Genomic DNA, 18,944 nt, shown 5'->3' with positions numbered 1-18,944 from the left:
GTCGCGGTGCCGCCCGAGACTCTCCTCCAGGCCGGCTTCTGGGGCCGCCTGGCCAAGGCCCGGCGCGTACCGGCCCCGCCCGTGACCGGGCCGTCTAGCGGCTGACGCCGACCTGTTCCACCGCGCGGCGCAGCGGCTCCCAGCCGCGGGCGCGGCCCAGGCCCAGGCCCCGGGCCTTGGCCAGGCGGCCCCAGAAGCCGGCCTGGAGGAGAGTCTCGGGCGGCACCGCGACGGACCGCTCCAGGATCGCCTCGGGCACCTTCTGCGGGTCCTCGACCAGGTACTCGGCCATGATCTCGTCGTACTTGTCCGTCAGCACGGTATTCTCCGGGTCCGCGCCGAACACCACGAGCTGGCCGGTGGGCTGGGTGTCCACCAGGACGGTCACCAGGTCGGGCCGGTACCGGTTCAGCACCTCGATGACCTTGTAGACGTCGCCGGTCCAGGCGTCGGTGTGCCGGTCCCGGGCCGCCTCGTCCACGCTGCGCGGCAGCATGTCGTCGAGGACGATCACGCTGGACCAGTCCGAGTGCTTCTCCACGTTGATGAAGTCGCGCAGCGCGTACTCGAACAGGTGCATGCCGTCGATGAACGACAGGTCGAGCGTGGTGCGGCGCCAGTAGCCGGTCAGCGAGCGGCCGCGGCGCATGTTGCGCAGCGGGTGGCGGCCGCTCTTGAGGTGCGCGAGGGGGTTCTTGCGGGCGAAGAAGTCGTCACTGGTGGCCTTCACCAGGTGGACGTCGCACTTCAGCTCCGAGACGACCTTGAAGGCGGGGTCGATCGCGATGCTGGGGACCCGGGACAGGTGCAGGCTGCGGCCGTCGTTGACACCGATCTCCAGGTAGTTGCGGTTGGCGCTGACCTTGTGCAGTTCCCGCAGGAACTCATGGCGTTTCAACTGGACTCCTTGCGGATTCGGGGAAGAGCCTCGTGCAGGGCGGCACGCCAGTCGCGCGGCTCGGGCAGCCCGGTGTGCTGCCAGCGGCCGTGCGCGAGGGCGCTGTATGCGGGGCGGGGCGCGGGCCGGGTGAAGGCCGCGCTGCCGGTCGGGCGGACCCGGTCCGGGTCGGCGCCGAGCCGGGCGAAGACCTCCCGGGCCAGCTCGTACCAGGTGGCCTCGCCCGAACTGGTGGCGTGGTAGACGCCGCTCGCGCCGCGGCCGACCAGCGGGCCGAGGTCGGCGATCCGGGCGGCGACGTCCGCGCTCCAGGTGGGCTGGCCGCGCTGGTCGTCGACGACGTCCACGGTGTCCCGGCGGCCCTCCAGCTCGATCATGGTGCGCACGAAGCTGCGGCCGTGGACACCGTAGAGCCAGGCGGTGCGCAGCACGGCGCCGGCGTCCGGGAGTTCCTCGGCGACGGCCCGCTCGCCGGCCAGCTTGGTACGGCCGTAGGCGGTGCGCGGGGCGGTCGGGTGGTCCTCGGGGTAGGGGGCGTCGCGGTCGGCGCCGTCGAAGACGTAGTCGGTGGAGACGTGGATCAGCCGGGCCCCGTACGCGGCGCAGGTGCGGGCCAGCAGCCGGGGGCCCTCGCCGTTGATCTCCAGGGCGCGGGCCTCGTCGGTCTCGGCGTCGTCGACGGCGGTGTAGGCGGCGCAGTTGACCACCAGGTCGGGGCGGTGGACGGTGAACGCGTCCTCCAGGGCGGCCGGTTCGGTGATGTCCAGGGCCGCGCGGTCCAGCGCGGTGACCTCGGCGCCGCGCCGGGTCAGTTCGGCGACGGCGTCCCGGCCGAGCATGCCGCCCGCGCCGGTGACCAGCCACCTCACGCGTGCCCCCGCACGCGCCGCTTCAGCGGCTCCCACCAGGCCCGGTTGTCGCGGTACCAGGCGACGGTCTCGGCGAGGCCGGTGGTGAAGTCGTGCTCGGGGCGGTAGCCGAGTTCGTCGCGGATCTTGCCCCAGTCGACCGAGTAGCGCAGGTCGTGGCCCTTGCGGTCCTCGACGTACTCGACCTGGTCCCAGCCGGCCCCGCAGGCGTCCAGCAGCAGGCCGGTCAGCTCCTTGTTGGTCAGTTCGGTGCCGCCGCCGATGTTGTAGACCTCCCCGGCCCGGCCCCGGGTGCGGACCAGTTCGACGCCCCGGCAGTGGTCGTCGACGTACAGCCAGTCGCGGACGTTGAGGCCCTCGCCGTAGAGCGGGACGGGCTGCCCGTCGAGCAGGTTGGTGACGAACAGCGGGATGACCTTCTCGGGGAACTGGTGCGGGCCGTAGTTGTTGGAGCAGCGGGTGACCCGCACGTCCAGGCCGTGGGTCTGGTGGTAGGCCAGGGCGATCAGGTCGGAGGACGCCTTGGAGGCGGAGTACGGCGAACTGGGCCGCAGCGGCCACTCCTCGGCCGCCGAGCCCTCGGCGATCGACCCGTACACCTCGTCGGTGGAGACGTGCACGAACGTCTCCAGGCCGTGCCGGAGGGCGGCGTCGAGCAGGGTCTGGGTGCCGACGACGTTGGTGAGGACGAAGTCGTCGGCGCCGAGGATGGAACGGTCGACGTGCGACTCGGCGGCGAAGTGCACCACCTGGTCGGCCTCCGCCACCAGGCTGCCGACCAGTTCGGCGTCGCGGATGTCGCCCTGGACGAACTTCAGCCGGGGGTGGCCGAGTTCGAGGTTGTCGAGGGTGCCCGCGTAGGTGAGCTTGTCCAGCACCGTGACATGCGGCGCGTCCGGCCCGTCGGCGGCCAGCAGGGTACGGACGTAGCGGGAGCCGATGAAGCCGGCGGCGCCGGTGACGAGAAGCTTCATGAGTGGATCTGCACCTTGCTGTGGTCTCCGAGGACGAGTCGGTGGGCACTGGGCACACTGGGTGCCGGGGTCACTTCCACGTGCCGGCCGATGAGCGACGCCTCGATCCGGCCCACCCCGTGGATCGAGGAGTCGCGCAGCACGATGGAGAACTCCACCTCGCTGTCGGTGATCCGGCAGTTCTCCGCGACGGAGGTGAACGGGCCCACGTAGGAGTCGCTGACCACGGTGCCCGCGCCGATGACGGCGGGACCCACGATGCGCGAGTTCACTATCCGTGCCCCCTTCTCCACCACGACCCGGCCGATGGTCTCGGACGCGGCGTCCACCTCGCCGTCGATGCGGCGCTCCATGCCTTCCAGGACCGCCCGGTTCACCTCCAGCATGTCGCCGACATTGCCGGTGTCCTTCCAGTAGCCCTTGATGACCGTGCAGCGTACGTCGGCACGGCTGTCCAGGAGGTGCTGGATGGCGTGGGTGATCTCCAACTCCCCGCGCCAGGACGGCTTGATGGCCCGGACCGCGTCATGGATGGCCGGGGTGAAAAGGTACACGCCGACGAGGGCGAGGTCGCTCTTGGGCTGCTCCGGCTTCTCCTCCAGGCCGATCACCTGCCCGTCCGGGCCCAGTTCGGCGACGCCGAAGGAGCGCGGGTCGGCGACCTTGGTGAGCAGGATCTGGGCGTCGGGCCGGTGGGTGCGGAACTCCGCGACGAGGTCGGTGATCCCGCCGACCACGAAGTTGTCCCCGAGGTACATGACGAAGTCGTCGTCGCCCAGGTACTCCCGGGCGATCAGTACCGCGTGGGCCAGCCCCAGCGGGCGTTCCTGCGGGATGTAGGTGACCTTCAGGCCGAATCTCGATCCGTCGCCGACCGCTTCCTCGATCTCCGCGGCGGTATCACCGACGATCATGCCGACGTCGGTGATACCGGCGTCGGCCAGGGACTCCAGTCCGTAGAACAGGACAGCTTTGTTGGCGACCGGGACGAGTTGCTTGGCCGAGGTGTGTGTGATGGGCCTCAGCCGGGTGCCCGCGCCGCCGGACAGCACCAGTGCCTTCATCTGGTTCACCCTACTGTCCCCCGGGGTGAACGGAACGTTAGTTGAAGTCAGTCCTCACCGCGCACTATGTGCGGCTCCGGTCCCGGCTGCGGCGCGCGCGGGGCGCCGGTGTCCTCGACGGCGGGCACCCAGGTGCGCACCGGGCCGGTGCCGCGCCGGCGGCGGGCCTCGGACCAGCCGGTCTCGGGCCGCCGGTCGACGGGTTTCTCACTGGTGTCCGTGATCACGGAAACATCAACTGCCTTCGTCTGCTGTGCTGTGTTCTGCGCTGTCTGCTGCGCTGCCTTGTCTTCACCACGAAGGTGGACGGGTTTCCCGGCCGGGGCCGGGCAAACGCGCTCAGGTGTTGGGCCGGGCCACGCTGATGTCGCCGAGCGCCGACTCCGGGTCGCGTTCCATGGCCAGGTCGCCCAGAGCGACGATGCCGACGGGGTGTCCGGCGTCGACCACCGGGATCCGGCGCACGGCGTGCTCGCGCATCAGCCGCACCGCCTGGTCCAGTTCCTCGTCGGGGCGGACGGTCACCAGGTCGTCGCTGCACGCGCCGGCCACGGTCGTCCGCTCGGGGTCGCCGCCGTCGGCCAGCGAGCGGATCACCAGGTCACGGTCGGTGACCAGGCCGCGCAGGTCGTCGCCGTCGGTCACCAGGACGGCGCCGAGGTCCTGGTCGCGCATGATGCGGGCCACGGCGGTCACCGAGGTCTGCGGGGCGACGGTCACCGGGTCGCCGGTCATGATGTCGCGGACGTACTGGGTCATGGCTGCCTCTTCCCTCACCGTGCGTATCCGCGGTCCCGCGCCGGGTACCCAGCGGCGCGCCGCGTCATCACCGGCCGACCGGGAGTTCGCTCCAGACCTGCTTGCCGCCGCTGACCGGCAGCGTCCCCCAGGCCGCGGACACCGCCTCGACCAGCAGGATGCCGCGGCCGCCGGTGGCCTCCCAGCCGATGCTGGTGGGCCTGGCCGGGGTGCGCGGCGAGGAGTCGGCCACCGCGACCCGCAGCCGGTCGCCGGCCAGGGTGAGGTACAGGCGGACCGGTCCCCCGGTGTGCACCAGGGCGTTGGTGACCAGTTCGGAGACGACCAGCAGGACCGTGTCGACGCCGGTGTCCGGCAGCGCCCAGGCGCGCAGCGTGCGCCGGGTGAAGCGGCGGGCGTGCCGGACCGCCTCGGGGACCCGCCACACCGTCCAGCTCTCGCGCCGCGGGCGCAGCGCCATGCCGTCGTAGCGGACCAGCAGCAGGGCCACGTCGTCGCTGCGCCGGGCGCCGCCCAGCAGGGCGTCGGCGACCAGGTCGAGGTGGGCGGGGTCGGCGGCGGCGAGGCCGCGGGCCAGGGCCGCCATGCCCGCGTCGAGGTCGGCGTCGGCCGACTCGACCAGGCCGTCGGTGGTCAGCGCGAGCAGGGTGCCGGGGCGCAGGCCGAGCGGGCTCATCGGGAAGTCGGCCTGGGCCACCACGCCGAGCGGCGGGCCGCCCTCCGCCTCGACGATCTCGGTGCGGCCGTCCGGGTGGCGCAGCACCGGCGGCAGATGACCGGCCCGTACGCACCAGGCGGTGCCCTCCTCCATGTCGAGGTCGACGTAGGCGCAGGTGGCGAAGAGGTCGGTCTCCATGTCGGCGAGCAGCCGGTTGGCGCGGGCGACCACCACGTCCGGCGGGTGCCCCTCCACGGCGTAGGCGCGCAGCGCGGTGCGCAACTGGCCCATGAGGGTGGCGGCGCCGGCGCTGTGGCCCTGGACGTCGCCGATGACGAGGGCCACGTGGTGGTCGGGCAGGGGGATCACGTCGTACCAGTCGCCGCCCAGCTCCAGTCCGGCGGTGCTGGGCAGATAGCGGGCGACGGCGAGGGCGCCGGGCAGTTCGGGCAGCCGGCGGGGCAGCAGCTGGCGCTGGAGCATGCCGACGAGTTCGTGTTCGGCGTCGAAGGCGTGGGCGCGGGTCAGGGCCTGGCCGGCGAGGCCGGCGGAGGCGGTGAGCAGGGCGCGTTCGTCGGGGCCGAAGTCGTGCGGGCCGTCCCAGCCGATCAGGCAGACGCCCCGGGCGCGGTCGCCGGCCGGCAGCGGCAGGACGGCGAGCCCGCCGGGGCCGACGTCGGCGAGGGCGGGTTCCAGGGCGCCGGTGCCGGCCGGCCAGACCTCGGGGCGGCCGTCGCGCAGCACCGCGGCGAGGGTGGGCATGGCGCGCATCGGGGCGTCGGGCCACTCGGAGCGCCATTCGGTGCGCCACGCCTCGGGCCACGCCTCGGGGCCGGGCGGGTCGAGGACGGTGACGACGAGGCGGTCGTTCTCCAGTTCCGCCAGCGCGATCCGGTCGGCGCGCAGCGGTCCGCGCAGGGCGGCCACGACGGCCTGTCCGACCTCGCGGACGGTGCCGGCGGTGGCCAGCGCGGCGGCCAGCCGCTGCACGCGGGCGACGTCGGTGACGTGGGAGCGCAGGGCGGCGGCGTCGGCGACGGTGCCCACCAGGCGGGCCGGGCGGCCGTCGCCGGCGGGCCGCAGCCGGCCGCGCAGCCGCAGCCAGCGCGGTGGTCCGCCGGGGCGCAGCACCCGGAACTCCAGTTCCCGTTCGCCCAGCGACATGTGGTCGGCCTCGACCACCGACATCAGGGACGGGAGGTCCTCCGGCACGGTGCGCCGGAGCAGGGTCTCGATCCTGCCGTCGAACTCCCGGGCGGCCAGGCCGAACAGGTCCAGGATGGCGTCGCCGGCCTCGACCCGGCCGGTGTCCATGGCGAGGGTGAACATGTCGGGCGGCGGTTCGCCGCGGTCGGCGGCGGTGGCCGGGGCGGGCCGCGGCACGGCCCCGGCGATCAGCTCCAGGTGCGCGCGGTCGCCGGTGCCGAAGCCGTCCGGGCGTTCGGTGACGGCGAGCAGGCAGCCGCCGTCGCCGGGCAGCGGCAGCGCCGCCAGGGAGAACCCGCCCGCCGGTACGTGGCGGGCGGCGGCCAGCCCGGCCAGCTCCGCCGGTCCGAGCCACACCGGGCGGCCGTCGCGGTGCGCGTCGGCGACCGGGGAGTCGCCGGTGGTGGGATACGCGTCGCGGACGCCGTACAGGGTCCGGGGCACCCCGGCCGACTCCGCCAGGCACAGCAGGCCGGGATCCTCGCCGGGGGCGTAGAGGGCGGCGAAGGAGGCGCCGGCGAAGACGAGGGCCTGTTCGAGGGTGCGGCGCAGCCGGTCGCCCGGATCGGCGCCGGACGCCAGCGCCCTGAGGGCACTCGCGGCACGCGCCGTTCCCGCTCCGCGCCCCACGTCACCCTCACTGGTCACGCCGCCATTACAGCGCTTGTACGGGGCCCGCGCAGCCCCTGTGCGCACAGGGGCCGGCGCCGGGCGGGGGCGCGGGGCGGCGCGGGGCCACAGACCGCACGCGACGGGCCGCGGCGGTCGGCACCGGCCCGCGCGGGCGGGTGCCGCAGGCCACGGATCGGGGGTGCCGGCAGAGCGGACGCGAGCCCCGGTGCCGGGCCCGTGGTGTTCGCCGTGCGGGAGCGGGCGGCAGGGAGGAGATTTGATGGGCGGGGGCCGCCGCACGGCCGTGCGAGGAGGTGGGCGGTGTGTCCGAGAGGCAGACGTCCGCGCCGGTGCCGGTGAGCCGGCCGGTGCTCTCCCTGACGCTGGCCGAGATGATGGAGGACACCCGGGCGCAGGCCGGCGCGATGTACCTGCTGGCCGCCGATCCGCCGGTGCTGGAGATGGCCGTGATGGCGGGGCTGCCCCGGGCCTTCGCGGCGCCCTGGGAACGGGTGACGCCGCACGCGGGCGTCCCGGTGGCCGACGCGCTGCGCGAGCGGCGGCTGATCTGGATCGGCGGCGAGGAGGAGATGGCCCGCCGCTACCCGCGGGTCGCGGTCGTCCTCCCCTACCCGTTCGCGATGGCCGCGCTGCCGATCGCGACCGAGTCCGCCGCGTACGGCGCCGCCTTCCTGACCTGGCCCGCCTCGCACCCCGCGACGCTGTCCGCCCGGGACCGCGACCGTCTGACGACGGCCTGCCGGCGGCTCGCCGGCCGGCTGGAACGGGCCGCGCGGGCCGGGCTGCCGGTCCGCCCCGAGCCCGATCTGCCGGCCGCGCCGACGGTGAACGGGCTGCTCGGCACGCTGGGTCCGGTGGAGGCCGCGCGGATGGTGGCGCGGCTGCCGTACGGACTGTGCTCGCTCGACCTGGACGGACGGGTCGGCTTCGTCAGCACCGCGGCGGCCGGCCTGCTCGGCGTCCCCGCCGGCCGGCTGCTCGGCGCCCGGCTGTGGTCGGCGGTGCCGTGGCTGAACGACCCGGTGTACGAGGACCGTTACCGGGCCGCGCTGCTCAGCCAGCGCAGCACCTCGTTCGTGGCGCTGCGCCCGCCCGGCGACTGGCTGTCCTTCCGGCTGTACCCGAGCCGCACCGGGCTCAGTGTCCGCGTCGGCCGGGCCCGCGCGGCGGCGGCGGGCGCCCCGGCCGCGCCGCCGGCCGCCGACGCGCCCTCCCGGCTGGTCACCGTCTCCCACATGGTGAGCCTGACCGGGGCGCTCGCGCAGGCGGTGGGGGTACGGGACGTGGTGCAACTCGTCGCGGACGAGATCGCGCCGAGAGCCGGCGCCCAGGCGCTCATCGTCCTCGGCTCCCGGGCGGGGCGGATGCGGGTGCTGGGACACCGGGGCTACCCGGATCCGCGCGTCCTCGAACCGTTCGACGGCATGCCGCTCACCGAGCGCACCCCCGGCACCCACGCCCTGCGGAAGGGAACGCCGGTGTTCCTGGAGTCGCCGGCGGACCTGCACCGCCGGTACCCGGCCCGGCAGGCCACCCCCGACGGTTACGCGGCCTGGGCGTTCCTGCCGCTGATCGCCTCGGGACGGCCGGTCGGCACCTGCGTCCTCGCCTACGCCGCGCCGCACGTCTTCGCCGAGGACGAGCGGGCGGTGCTCACCAGCCTGGCCGGACTGGTCGCGCAGGCCCTGGACCGCGCCCAGCTGTACGACGCCAAGCACCGGCTGGCGCACGGCCTGCAGGCCGCGCTGCTGCCGCACACCCTGCCGGCGCTGCCCGGCATCGAGGCGGCGGTCCGCTATCTGCCGGCCACCCGGGGCATGGACATCGGCGGCGACTTCTACGACCTGGTGCCGACCGGCGGCGGCACGGCGGCCGCGGTCATCGGGGACGTACAGGGACACAACGTGACGGCGGCCGGGCTGATGGGACAGGTCCGCACCGCCGTGCGCGCCTACACGGCGGTCGGCCGGGCCCCCGAGGAGGTCATGCGCCACACCAACCGGCTGCTGATCGACCTGGGCACCGAGCTGTTCGCCAGCTGTCTGTACCTGCGGTTCGTGCCGGGCGGCGGGCGGGCCGTGCTGTCCCGGGCCGGACACCCGCCGCCGCTGCTGCGCCGGCCGGACGGGCGGGTCCGGGTGCTGGACCTGGCCGGGGGGCCGCTGCTGGGCATCGACGCGGCAGCCGGGTACCCGGCCACCGAGGTCGAGCTGGTCCCCGGCACCCTGCTCGCCCTCTACACCGACGGCCTGGTGGAGTCACCCGGCGTCGACATCGACGACGCCCTGGCCGGGCTGGGCCGGCGGCTGGCCCGGGCCGGCGACCTGCCGCTGGACGAGCTGGCCGACCTGCTGGTGCGCGACGAGGCCGGCGCGGAGGAACGCGCCGACGACATCGCCCTGTTGCTGCTGCGGGTGCGGGGCGCCTGACGGCGGCCTGCGGGGCGTACGCCGGGTCACGGCGTCGGCGTCGGCGCGGAACCCGCGTCGTCGCCGGAGCCTGCCGCGTAACCGGAGCCCGAGCCCGCCTCGTCGCCGACGCCCGTACCGTCCCCGACACCCTCGCCGGCACCGGCCTCCTCACCACCGGTCTCCGCACCGGCACCGGCCTCCTCACCACCGGCCTGCTCCCCACCGGTCTCCGCACCGGCGTCACCACCGGCACCGGCACCGGCCCCCGCACCGTCGCCGAGCGTCGCCCCCACCGCCGCCAGCGCGGTCGTCACCGGCTGGAAGAACGTCTCGCCGCCCACCGTGCAGTCGCCGCTGCCGCCGGAGGTAAGGCCGACCGCCAGGCCGTCCTGGCTGAACAGCGGGCCGCCGCTGTCCCCGGGCTCGGCGCACACGTCGGTCTGGATGAGCCCGGTGACCGTGCCCTCCGGATAGTTCACCGTGGCGTCGAGCCCGAGCACCTGCCCGTCGGCCAGTCCGGTCGTGCTGCCCATCCGGAAGACCTGCGCCCCGACGGTGGCCTCCGCGGCCGCGCTGATCGCGACCGTCTGCTCGCCGACGTTCACCTCGCTGGGCGCCTCGGTGGCCGGATCGTCGTAGCGGACCAGGGCGAAGTCGCCGTCGCCGGGGAAGACCGCCTCCTCGACGGTGGCCAGCGGCGCCCCGTCCTGCGCGTCGGACCACTGCTCGGCGGCGACGCCGCAGTGCCCGGCGGTCAGGAAGGCGGGCGCGCCGTCGGCGGCGGTGACGTTGAAGCCGAGTGAGCAGCGCGCGCCGCCGCCGAAGATCGCGTCGCCGCCCGAGACGAACGTCCCGAAGGTGCCGGCCGACTTCTTCAGCGTCGCCATGCCGGAGCCGAGGTCCTGCACGGTGGACTCCACCTGGTCCCACCGCTCGCCCGTGACCGTGCTGTCGGCGGTGACGAGGATCTTGTTGGTCCGGGGGTCGAGCGCCCACGAGGTGCCGGGGACGGTCGCCTGCGACTTCAGGGTGCGGGCCCCCGCCGCCAGTTCGGCGAGGGTGTTGTCGACCTCGCGGACCTCGGCGCCCGCGTCCTTCGCCCGTACGACCACGTCGTTGTCGTCGCCGGTGACGACGTTGACGACCAGCTGCTGGTCGCCGGTGTCGTAGTAGGCGCCGGCGAAGGCGTCGCCGAGCGTTCCGGCAAGCCGCGAGGCGAGCTCCGAGGCGTCCGCCGCCTTCAGCGTCCGGGGCGGCGCTCCGGTGTCCGACCTGCCGTTCTGTGCGGCGCCCGCCTGCGGCAGCAGGATCGCGGCGGCTCCCAGCGCGACCACGCCGCCCGCGGCCAGCGCGGCCTTGCGCTTCGGCATTCGCTTGTGACTCAACCTTCTCGACCTCCTGGGGACGGGGTGAGGCGCCTGGCTGGCAGGAGGTACGGGAGGGCCGCGCGCGGCGTTCAACGCCGACCGGTCGGCACCGTACGGAATCGATCAGTGACGCTCCGTTCCGATCGCCGAGCGGAACCGGCGCTTCAGGGAATCTGCACATCGAATGCCCACCCCGGTCACGGCCGTTGGGGGATCTGCACAAACCCGCGCCCCCGCGCACGCCATTGGCGAGGTGTGCCGGGTTCGCCGGCGGAGGGACAAGGGGGGCCGGTGGGGCGATGCTGCGCCGCATGTGAAGAAGTGACCGCGAAGGCGTGCGCGGGCCTGCACGGTTGACCTCGCATGTGACGCAAGTTGCCTGGTGGGACGGGGTGATGAATTGGAAGCCCGAGCGGGCGGCGTGCTTTGATCCATCGCACCGCGGGGCCCGCCGGGGCTCCGGACCGGGGCGCCGGTCCCCGCGGTCGCGGCCGTCATCTGTCCCCAGAGGGGGCCGCTCCCCCCTTGTGAAATGGCTATACGAAGGGAAGTTCCCTCATGAACTCCACCCCCCAGGTCGAGACCACCGAGATCTCCGACGCCGAGCTGGACAACGTCTCCGGCGGCCTGAACGCCCTGGGCACCGTCACCGGTGTCGTGGACGGCGTCGCCCCGGTCTCCGGCGTGCTCAACACGGTCGTCGGCACGGTCGAGGGTGTCACCGGTCTGAACACCGCCCCGGTCACCAACCTGGTCGCCGGTCTCTGACCGCGCCCAAGTGCCGCTGAGTCCCGGAGCCGCATCCCCGGCTCCGGGACTTCTCGGCGTCCCGCTTCGCGCATCCCCCTGGACGTCTCCCCGTGCAGTTCCGCCAACAGGCCCTCGCCAAGCTCCAGTCACCGGAGGAGCTCGACCTCCCGGTGCGTTTCGCCCGTCCCCAGGGCTGGCTGGTGCTGTCCGTCACCGTGCTCGCGATGGCGGCCGCCTCCGTGTGGGCCGTGACCGGCTCGGTGGCCTCCACGGTCGACGCGCCGGCCGTCCTCACCCACAACCAGGGCAGCTATCTGCTCCAGAGCCCGGTCGCCGGGCAGGTCACCGCCGTCGTCGCGCGCCAGGGACAGCGGCTGGGCGCCGGCGCCCCCGTCCTCAAGGTCCGCGGCGCCGAGGGCGAGACCGTGGTGCGCAGCGTCGACGCGGGCCGGGTCAGCGCGCTCGCCGCCACCGTCGGACAGATCATCCAGACCGGGGCGAACGTCGCCGCGGTGGAGAAGGTGGCCCACGCCGGCGACCCGCTCTACGCCACGGTGTACGTCCCCGCCGAGAACGCCGCCGCGATCCCCGCGCACGCCGCCGTCGACCTGACCCTGCAGTCGGTGCCGGCCCAGGAGTACGGCGTGCTGCGCGGCCGGGTGACCGCCGTGGACCGGGCCGCGCAGTCCGCGCAGCAGATCGCCGCCTTCCTCGGTGACAGCCAGCTCGGCGAGCAGTTCACCAAGGACGGCAGGCCGGTCGCCGTGACCGTCCGCCTCGACAGGTCGGCCACCACCGAGAGCGGTTACGCCTGGTCGTCCGCGGCCGGACCGCCGTTCGCCCTGTCCTCGATGACCCTGGGCACCGGCTCGGTACGGCTGGCCGACCAGCACCCCGTCGACTGGCTGCTGCCATGAGCACCGCGACCGAGCACCGGGGCCGGCGCCGCGCCGCCCCGCCGAAGCGCCGGGTGCCCGACAGCCGGGCGCGGACGGTGCGGACGCCCACCGTGCTCCAGATGGAGGCCGTCGAGTGCGGCGCCGCCTCGCTGGCGATGGTCCTCGGCCACTACGGCCGGCACGTCCCGCTGGAGGAGCTGCGCATCGCCTGCGGCGTGTCCCGCGACGGCTCGCGCGCCAGCAACCTGCTGAAGGCGGCGCGGAGTTACGGCCTGACCGCCAAGGGCATGCAGATGGACCTGGCCGCGCTCGCCGGGGTCACCACCCCGGCGGTGCTGTTCTGGGAGTTCAACCACTACGTCGTCTACGACGGCGTGGGCCGCCGCTTCGGCCGCCGGGGCGTGCACATCAACGACCCCGGCAAGGGCCGCCGGTTCGTCACCCTGGAGGAGTTCGACGGCTCCTTCACCGGCGTGGTGCTGACCATGGAGCCCGGCCCCGGCTTCCGCACCGGCGGCCGCAGACCCGGCGTCCTCGGGGCGATGCCGGCCCGGCTGCGCGGCACCGCGGGCACCCTGCCGGCCGCGGTCCTCGCGAGTCTGCTGCTGGTGCTGACCGGCGCGGCGGTGCCCGCGCTCAGCCGTACCTATGTCGACATGTTCCTGATCGGCGGCCGGACCTCGCTGCTCGGCGTGCTGTTCACGTCGATGGCGGCGTGCGTGCTGCTCACCGTGGTGCTGACCTGGCTGCAGCAGGGCAACCTGCTGCGCGGGCGGCTGATCTCCTCGACCCTCTCCAGCGCCCGCTTCCTGCGGCACCTGCTGCGGCTGCCGGTGACGTTCTTCGCCCAGCGCAGCCCGGCCGACCTGGTGCAGCGGCTGCAGTCCAACGACGCGGTCGCCGAGACCCTGTCCCGGGACCTGGCGGCGGCCGGCGTGGACGCGGTGGTCGTCGTCCTGTACGCCCTGCTGCTGTACACCTACGACCCGCAGCTCACCTTCGTCGGCGTCGGCGTGGCACTGCTGAACATCGTGGCGATGCGGGTCGTGGTCAAGCTGCGCGCGACCCGTACCGCCAAGCTGCGCGCGGACACCGCGCGGCTGACCAACACCGCGTACACCGGTCTTCAGCTGATCGAGACGATGAAGGCGACCGGCGGCGAGGACGGCTACTTCCGCAAGTGGGCCGGGCAGCACGCCACCACGCTGGAGGAGCAGCAGCGGCTCGGGGTACCGAGCGCCTGGCTGGGCGTGGTGGCGCCGGCCCTGGCCACCGTCAACAGCGCGCTGATCCTGTGGATCGGCGGGCTGCGCGCGGTGGACGGCCACCTCTCGGTGGGGCTGCTGGTCGCCTTCCAGGCGCTGGTCACCCGCTTCACCGCGCCGCTGACCCGGCTGAACGGCGTCGCCGGCCGCATCCAGGACTTCGCCGCCGACGTGGCCCGCCTCAAGGACGTGGAGAACTTCGGCGCCGACCCGCTGCACGGCCGCCCGGGCGCCGGCGAGTCGACGCGCCGGCTGCGCGGCCACATCGAGCTGGAGAACGTCTCCTTCGGCTACAGCCCGCTCGACAAACCGCTGCTCACCGGCTTCGACCTGACCGTCGGACCGGGGCAGCAGGTGGCGCTGGTCGGCGGCTCCGGCAGCGGCAAGTCCACCGTGTCCCGGCTGATCTCCGGCCTGTACACCCCGTGGGAGGGCGTGATCCGCATCGACGGGCGGCGCCTGGCGGACATCCCGCGCGGGGCGCTGGCGGCCTCCGTCTCCTTCGTCGACCAGGACGTGTTCCTCTTCGAGGGCACCGTGCGGGACAACGTGGCGCTGTGGGACCCGTCCGTGCCGGACGACGCGGTGGTGGCGGCGCTGAAGGACGCGGCGCTGTACGACGTCGTCATGCGCCGGCCGGGCGGCATCCGCAGCCGGGTCGAGCAGGACGGCCGGAACTTCTCCGGCGGGCAGCGCCAGCGCCTGGAGATCGCCCGGGCCCTGGTGCGCCGGCCCAGCATCCTGGTGCTGGACGAGGTGACCAGCGCCCTGGACGCGGAGACCGAACTGGTCGTGATGGACAACCTGCGCCGCCGGGGCTGTGCCTGTGTGGTGATCGCGCACCGGCTGAGCACGGTGCGGGACAGCGACGAGATCGTCGTCCTGACCGGGGGCACGGTCGTGGAGCGCGGCCGGCACGAGGAACTGGTGGCGCGCGGTGGCACGTACGCGGCGCTGGTCGGGGAGCGGTGAGATGACCGACGTACACGGCGGCGACCTCGTCCTGGACGCGCTCGGCACGCTGGGCACGCCGGTGGACCGCGCCGGGTTGGGCCGCCTCGACCTGGAAGGGCCGCAGGTGCTGTGGCTGGTCGCGGCGGGCGCGGTGGACCTGTTCGCGGTGGACGCCGAGCAGCAGGGCACCTGGCACCACCTCGGCCGGCTGGCGGCGGGCGCCGTGCTGCTCGGCCCGGTCGCGGGTCCGCGGCACACCCTGGTCGCCCGCCCGCTGCGCGACTGCGTGGTGCGCCGCGTCGGCCTGCGCGAGCTGTACCAGCCGGCCGGCACCCAGACCTGGTCCTACGACGTCCACGGCAACCCGCAGTACGTGCCGCCGGCCACGAGTCCGCTGGAGTACGCCCTGGCCCTGGGCGTCGGCCGCAGTCTGTCCGTCCTCTTCCAGGCGCCGCTGGCCGGCGACGGGGCGGCGGCGGTCGGCGACGACGACGTGTTCTGGATGCAGGTACCGCCGGGCAGCGTCCAGTACGGCGCCGCGCACGGCGAGCAGGCGGCCGCCGACCTGCTGATGGACCCGGCGCTGTGGCAGTCCATGGTGGACCAGCAGTACCGGCTGCTGACCACGCTGGACCGCTGGATCGAGCAGCTGGAGCACACCCACGAGACCCGCACCGCCGCCGGCATCGAGGCCGGCGAGGCGGTGCGCGCCCGGGCCGACCGCACCCTGCTCGCCGCCCTCGGCAAGCGCTCCGGGCGGCGCGCGACGGCCGCCGACGCGGACGCCACCTACGCGGCCTGCGAACTGGTCGCCCGGGCCGCCGGGATCGCGCTGGCCGGACCCGCGCCCGGCGGCACCGAGAGCGACCGGCTGGACGAGGTGGAACGGATCGCGCTGGCCGCGCGGATCCGCACCCGGGCGGTCCGGCTGGCGGGGCGCTGGTGGCGGGAGGACGTCGGGCCGCTGGTGGGGCACCGGGCGCTGTCCGGGGCGCCGGTGGCGCTGCTGTGGCGGCGCGGCGGCTATGTGGCCGTGCATCCGGTGACCGGCCGGGAGACACCGGTGGAGAAGGTGAACGCCGGGGAGTTCGAGCCGCGCGCGGTGATGTTCTACCGGCCGCTGCCGGAGCGCCGGCCCGGCCCGCTGCGGCTGCTGCGGTTCTGCCTGCGGGGCACCCGCGGCGATCTGCTGCGGCTGCTGCTCGCCGGGCTGGTCACGGTCGCGATCGGGGCGCTGGTGCCGGTCGCCACCGGCAAGGTGCTCGGCGAGTACGTGCCGAAGGCGCGCACCGACCTGATCGGGCAGGTCTGTCTGGCGGTGCTGCTGAGCGGGGTGGTGGCGGCGGCCTTCACCCTGCTGCAGAACCTGACCGTGCTGCGCCTCGAGGGCCGGATCGAGGCCACCCTCCAGCCGGCCGTGTGGGACCGGCTGCTGCGGCTGCCGACGAAGTTCTTCACCGAGCGCTCCACCGGCGAACTGGCCAGTGCCGCCATGGGCATCAGCCAGATCCGCCGGCTGCTGGCCGGGGTCGGCCCGACGGTGGCCCAGTCGGTGACCGTCGGCGCGATGAACCTCGGGCTGCTGCTCTGGTACAGCGTGCCGATGGCACTGGCGGCGCTCGGCATGCTGGTCGTCGTCGCGGCGGTCTTCCTGGGGCTCGGGCTGTGGCAGGTGCGCTGGCAGCGACGCCTCGTGGTGCTCGGCAACAAGCTGAACAACCAGGCGTTCCAGACCCTGCGCGGCCTGCCCAAGCTGCGGGTGGCGGCGGCCGAGAACTACGCGTACGCCGCCTGGGCCGGGCAGTTCGCGCGCAGCCGCGAGCTGCAGCAGCGGGCCGGGCAGATCAAGAACCTCAACGCGGTGCTCGGCGCGGTCTATCTGCCGCTGTGCACGCTGCTGATGTTCATGCTCCTCGCGGGCCCGGCGCGCGGCTCGCTGTCGGCGGCCGAGTTCCTGACCTTCAACACCTCGGTGACCATGCTGCTGACCTCGGTCACCCAGCTGACCGGCGCGTTCGTGTCGGCGGTGGCCGCGCTGCCGCTGTTCGAGGAGATCGGGCCGGTGCTGGCGGCGGCCCCCGAGGTGCGCACCGCGAGCACCCGGCCGGGGCCGCTGACGGGGGCGGTCGAGGCGCGCCGGCTGTCGTTCCGGTACGCCGACGACGGTCCGCTGGTCCTGGACGACGTGTCCTTCGCGGTACGGCCGGGCGAGTTCGTGGCGGTCGTCGGCCCCAGCGGCTGCGGCAAGTCGACCCTGCTCAGGCTGCTGATCGGCTTCGACCGCCCGCTGTCCGGCAGTGTCCTCTACGACGGCCAGGACCTGGCCGCGCTGGACCAGTCGGCGGTGCGGCGGCAGTGCGGGGTGGTACTCCAGCACGCCCAGCCGTTCACCGGGTCGATCCTGGACGTCATCTGCGGCACCGAGCCGTACACCCCCGAGGAGGCGATGGCGGCGGCCGAGCTGGCCGGGCTCGCCGACGACATCCGGCGGATGCCGATGGGCCTGCACACCATCGTCTCCGGCGCCGGGTCGGTCTCCGGCGGGCAGCGGCAGCGGCTGATGATCGCCCAGGCGCTGATCCGCCGGCCGCGGATCCTCTTCTTCGACGAGGCGACCAGCGCCCTGGACAACGCCACCCAGCGCACGGTGATCGAGTCCACCAAGGCGCTGGACGCCACCCGGATCGTCATCGCGCACCGCCTGTCCACCGTGCTGGACGCCGACCGGGTGATCGTCATGGAGGACGGCAAGGTGGTCCAGCAGGGGCCGCCGTCCGTGCTGCTCGCGGAGACCGGCGGCCGGCTGCGCGAACTGGTGCGGCGCCAGCTGGCCTGACCGGACCGGCCGTCGAGGGGTGTACGGCAGGCCAACTCCGGGTGACCGACGTTGATCCGCTCCGTAACTGGGTACCTGCGGCAGCATGCGAATCAGCGTGGTGGACGTGGGGTCGAAGACGGTCCGGCTGGTGGTGGCGGACGCCCAGGACGGGATACCGCTGCCGGTGCACACCGCCAAGTGGCGGCTGCGCCTGTCGGAGCAGGTGAGACCGGGGGGCCCGATCCCCGAGGAGGCGGTCGAGCGACTGGTCGAGGCGGTCGCCGCGGCGAGCCGGACCGCCGCGCGCTGGGGCGCGGCCGGCCCGCTGGCGTTCGCGACCGCGGTGGTCCGGGCCGCGCCCAACCGGCAGGAGGTGCTGCACGCCGTGCGCGCCCGCACCGGCGTCGCCCTGTGCACCCTGCCGGGCGAGGTGGAGGGCGAGCTGACCTTCCTCGGCGCGCGGCGCTGGATGGGCTGGCGGTCCGGACCGCTGGCGCTGCTCGACATCGGCGGCGGCTCCCTGGAGGTCGCCTTCGGCCGCGGCCGGCTGCCCGACTTCGTGGCCTCGCTGCCGCTGGGCGCGAACCGGCTGACCCACGAGCTCTTCGGCGAACAGGACCCGCCGGACCCGGAGCGGATCCGGGCGCTGCGCCGCCGGGTGCGCCACCAGTTGCGGGACGCGGCGGCCCGGATCCGCTGGGAGGGCCCGCGCACCGCCGTGGCCACCTCCCGGACCTTCCAGCAGCTGGGCCGGCTGTGCGGTGCCGCGCCCGGCCGCCAGGGACCGTTCGTGGAGCGGCAGTTGCACTGTCCGGACCTGCGGACGGCGATCGACCGGCTGGCCGCGCTGCCCGCCGCCGAGCGGGCCCGGCTGCCCGGCATCTCCGCGCCGCGCGCCGCGCAGAGCCTGGCCGGCGCGGTGATCGCGCACACGGCGATGAAGCTGACCGGTCTGGACACGGTGACGGTCTGCCCGTGGGCGATCCGCGAGGGGGTGCTGCTGCGGCACATCGAGGACGGCCCGTCCTGGTGGGCGCAGGTCGTCCGGCACAGCGACGAAGAGGGGGCCGCGCCCCCGGGGCCGGTGCCGTTGCGCATCGCGGCCGGCCCGCACTGACGTACACAGTCCGAGAAGGGAGCCCCTTCCATGGCGAAGGACGACGAGCACACGAAGCCCGAGACGGCGCTGGAAGAGGTCATGCGCGAGATCGAGGAGGCGGAGACGCGGGACCCGGAGGCGGAGTCGGAGCGGCGGCACCGCGGCGAGGCGGGCGACGCGACGTCGCCCAACACGGGGGCGCAGGAGCAGTCGGGACGGGAGTGACGCCGGCGGCTGCGGGCCGGTGGGGGCTGGTCGCGCAGTTCCCCGCGCCCCTTGAGAGCGGCACTGCAGTGCCGTAAGGGGCGCGGGGAACTGCG

General features: G+C 74.4%; 15 protein-coding genes. 7 read left to right on the top strand and 8 right to left on the bottom strand.

Features of this window, described 5'->3' with window-relative positions; translation table 11 throughout:
• Positions 1–94: 94 nt before the first annotated feature.
• The 7 genes from AB0G32_RS39010 to AB0G32_RS38980 form a co-directional block, all read right to left on the bottom strand.
• Positions 95–898 carry a class I SAM-dependent methyltransferase gene (locus AB0G32_RS39010; protein WP_361175315.1) on the bottom strand — a complete coding sequence of 268 codons (804 nt, stop codon included), beginning with the start codon at positions 896–898 and terminating at the stop codon, positions 95–97.
• Positions 895–1,767 carry a dTDP-4-dehydrorhamnose reductase gene (rfbD, locus tag AB0G32_RS39005; protein ID WP_361175312.1) on the bottom strand — a complete coding sequence of 291 codons (873 nt, stop codon included), beginning with the start codon at positions 1,765–1,767 and terminating at the stop codon, positions 895–897. Before rfbD ends, AB0G32_RS39010 begins: the two co-directional genes overlap by 4 nt.
• On the bottom strand, positions 1,764–2,741 hold the full coding sequence (rfbB, locus tag AB0G32_RS39000) for a dTDP-glucose 4,6-dehydratase (RefSeq protein WP_361175309.1): 978 nt from the start codon (positions 2,739–2,741) through the stop codon (positions 1,764–1,766). Before rfbB ends, rfbD begins: the two co-directional genes overlap by 4 nt.
• On the bottom strand, positions 2,738–3,805 hold the full coding sequence (locus AB0G32_RS38995; RefSeq protein WP_361175306.1) for a glucose-1-phosphate thymidylyltransferase: 1,068 nt from the start codon (positions 3,803–3,805) through the stop codon (positions 2,738–2,740). The genes rfbB and AB0G32_RS38995 overlap by 4 nt, the downstream gene beginning before the upstream one ends.
• Before the next feature lie 47 nt (positions 3,806–3,852).
• Positions 3,853–4,032 carry a hypothetical protein gene (locus tag AB0G32_RS38990; protein WP_361175303.1) on the bottom strand — a complete coding sequence of 60 codons (180 nt, stop codon included), beginning with the start codon at positions 4,030–4,032 and terminating at the stop codon, positions 3,853–3,855.
• A gap of 112 nt (positions 4,033–4,144) precedes the next feature.
• Positions 4,145–4,564 (bottom strand): CBS domain-containing protein, encoded by a 420-nt coding sequence (locus AB0G32_RS38985; RefSeq protein WP_361175300.1) that lies wholly within the window; start codon positions 4,562–4,564, stop codon positions 4,145–4,147.
• Positions 4,565–4,631: 67 nt separating this feature from the next.
• Entirely contained in the window at positions 4,632–7,076 is a 2,445-nt protein-coding gene (locus tag AB0G32_RS38980) for a SpoIIE family protein phosphatase (protein ID WP_361175296.1), read from the bottom strand.
• Between the two features lie 278 nt (positions 7,077–7,354).
• Between AB0G32_RS38980 and AB0G32_RS38975 the strand changes: the two genes are divergently transcribed.
• The gene (locus AB0G32_RS38975) at positions 7,355–9,490 is read left to right on the top strand and encodes a SpoIIE family protein phosphatase (protein WP_361175293.1); all 2,136 of its coding nucleotides are present in this window, start codon (positions 7,355–7,357) and stop codon (positions 9,488–9,490) included.
• A 26-nt stretch (positions 9,491–9,516) separates the two neighbouring features.
• On the opposite strand, the gene AB0G32_RS38970 is transcribed toward AB0G32_RS38975, so the two are convergent.
• Positions 9,517–10,857 carry a S1 family peptidase gene (locus tag AB0G32_RS38970; protein WP_361175290.1) on the bottom strand — a complete coding sequence of 447 codons (1,341 nt, stop codon included), beginning with the start codon at positions 10,855–10,857 and terminating at the stop codon, positions 9,517–9,519.
• Positions 10,858–11,397: 540 nt separating this feature from the next.
• On the opposite strand from AB0G32_RS38970, the gene AB0G32_RS38965 reads away from it, so the two are divergent.
• The 6 genes from AB0G32_RS38965 to AB0G32_RS38940 all read left to right on the top strand — a co-directional run bounded on the left by AB0G32_RS38965 (position 11,398) and on the right by AB0G32_RS38940 (position 18,849).
• Positions 11,398–11,607, top strand: a complete 210-nt coding sequence (locus tag AB0G32_RS38965) for a type A2 lantipeptide (RefSeq protein ID WP_361175287.1) — start codon at positions 11,398–11,400, stop codon at positions 11,605–11,607.
• Between the two features lie 92 nt (positions 11,608–11,699).
• Positions 11,700–12,506, top strand: coding sequence for an HlyD family efflux transporter periplasmic adaptor subunit (locus AB0G32_RS38960; RefSeq protein WP_361175284.1), 807 nt, complete (start codon positions 11,700–11,702; stop codon positions 12,504–12,506).
• Complete coding sequence (locus AB0G32_RS38955; protein ID WP_361175281.1) at positions 12,503–14,725, top strand: NHLP family bacteriocin export ABC transporter peptidase/permease/ATPase subunit; 2,223 nt, start codon at positions 12,503–12,505, stop codon at positions 14,723–14,725. The genes AB0G32_RS38960 and AB0G32_RS38955 overlap by 4 nt, the downstream gene beginning before the upstream one ends.
• Position 14,726: 1 nt before the next feature.
• Entirely contained in the window at positions 14,727–17,543 is a 2,817-nt protein-coding gene (locus AB0G32_RS38950; protein WP_361175278.1) for an NHLP bacteriocin export ABC transporter permease/ATPase subunit, read from the top strand.
• 85 nt (positions 17,544–17,628) lie between these two features.
• The gene (locus tag AB0G32_RS38945) at positions 17,629–18,642 is read left to right on the top strand and encodes a Ppx/GppA family phosphatase (protein ID WP_361175275.1); all 1,014 of its coding nucleotides are present in this window, start codon (positions 17,629–17,631) and stop codon (positions 18,640–18,642) included.
• A gap of 30 nt (positions 18,643–18,672) precedes the next feature.
• Positions 18,673–18,849: a hypothetical protein gene (locus AB0G32_RS38940; protein WP_361175272.1), complete on the top strand. Its 177-nt coding sequence runs from the start codon at positions 18,673–18,675 to the stop codon at positions 18,847–18,849.
• Positions 18,850–18,944 lie beyond the last annotated feature (95 nt).

Source organism: Streptomyces sp. NPDC023723 (assembly GCF_040639815.1).
Lineage (GTDB): Bacteria > Actinomycetota > Actinomycetes > Streptomycetales > Streptomycetaceae > Streptomyces.
Note: the sequence above shows the minus strand (reverse complement) of the source record. Positions and strands in the feature narration are given on the sequence as shown.

Coding starts and splice junctions, on each gene's coding strand:
- AB0G32_RS38955 (WP_361175281.1), top strand. CDS start 12,503: ATGAGCACCGCGACCGAGCACCGGGGCCGGCGCCGCGCCGCCCCGCCG.
- AB0G32_RS38995 (WP_361175306.1), bottom strand. CDS start 3,805: ATGAAGGCACTGGTGCTGTCCGGCGGCGCGGGCACCCGGCTGAGGCCC.
- AB0G32_RS38945 (WP_361175275.1), top strand. CDS start 17,629: ATGCGAATCAGCGTGGTGGACGTGGGGTCGAAGACGGTCCGGCTGGTG.
- AB0G32_RS38940 (WP_361175272.1), top strand. CDS start 18,673: ATGGCGAAGGACGACGAGCACACGAAGCCCGAGACGGCGCTGGAAGAG.
- AB0G32_RS38985 (WP_361175300.1), bottom strand. CDS start 4,564: ATGACCCAGTACGTCCGCGACATCATGACCGGCGACCCGGTGACCGTC.
- AB0G32_RS38965 (WP_361175287.1), top strand. CDS start 11,398: ATGAACTCCACCCCCCAGGTCGAGACCACCGAGATCTCCGACGCCGAG.
- rfbB (WP_361175309.1), bottom strand. CDS start 2,741: ATGAAGCTTCTCGTCACCGGCGCCGCCGGCTTCATCGGCTCCCGCTAC.
- AB0G32_RS38950 (WP_361175278.1), top strand. CDS start 14,727: ATGACCGACGTACACGGCGGCGACCTCGTCCTGGACGCGCTCGGCACG.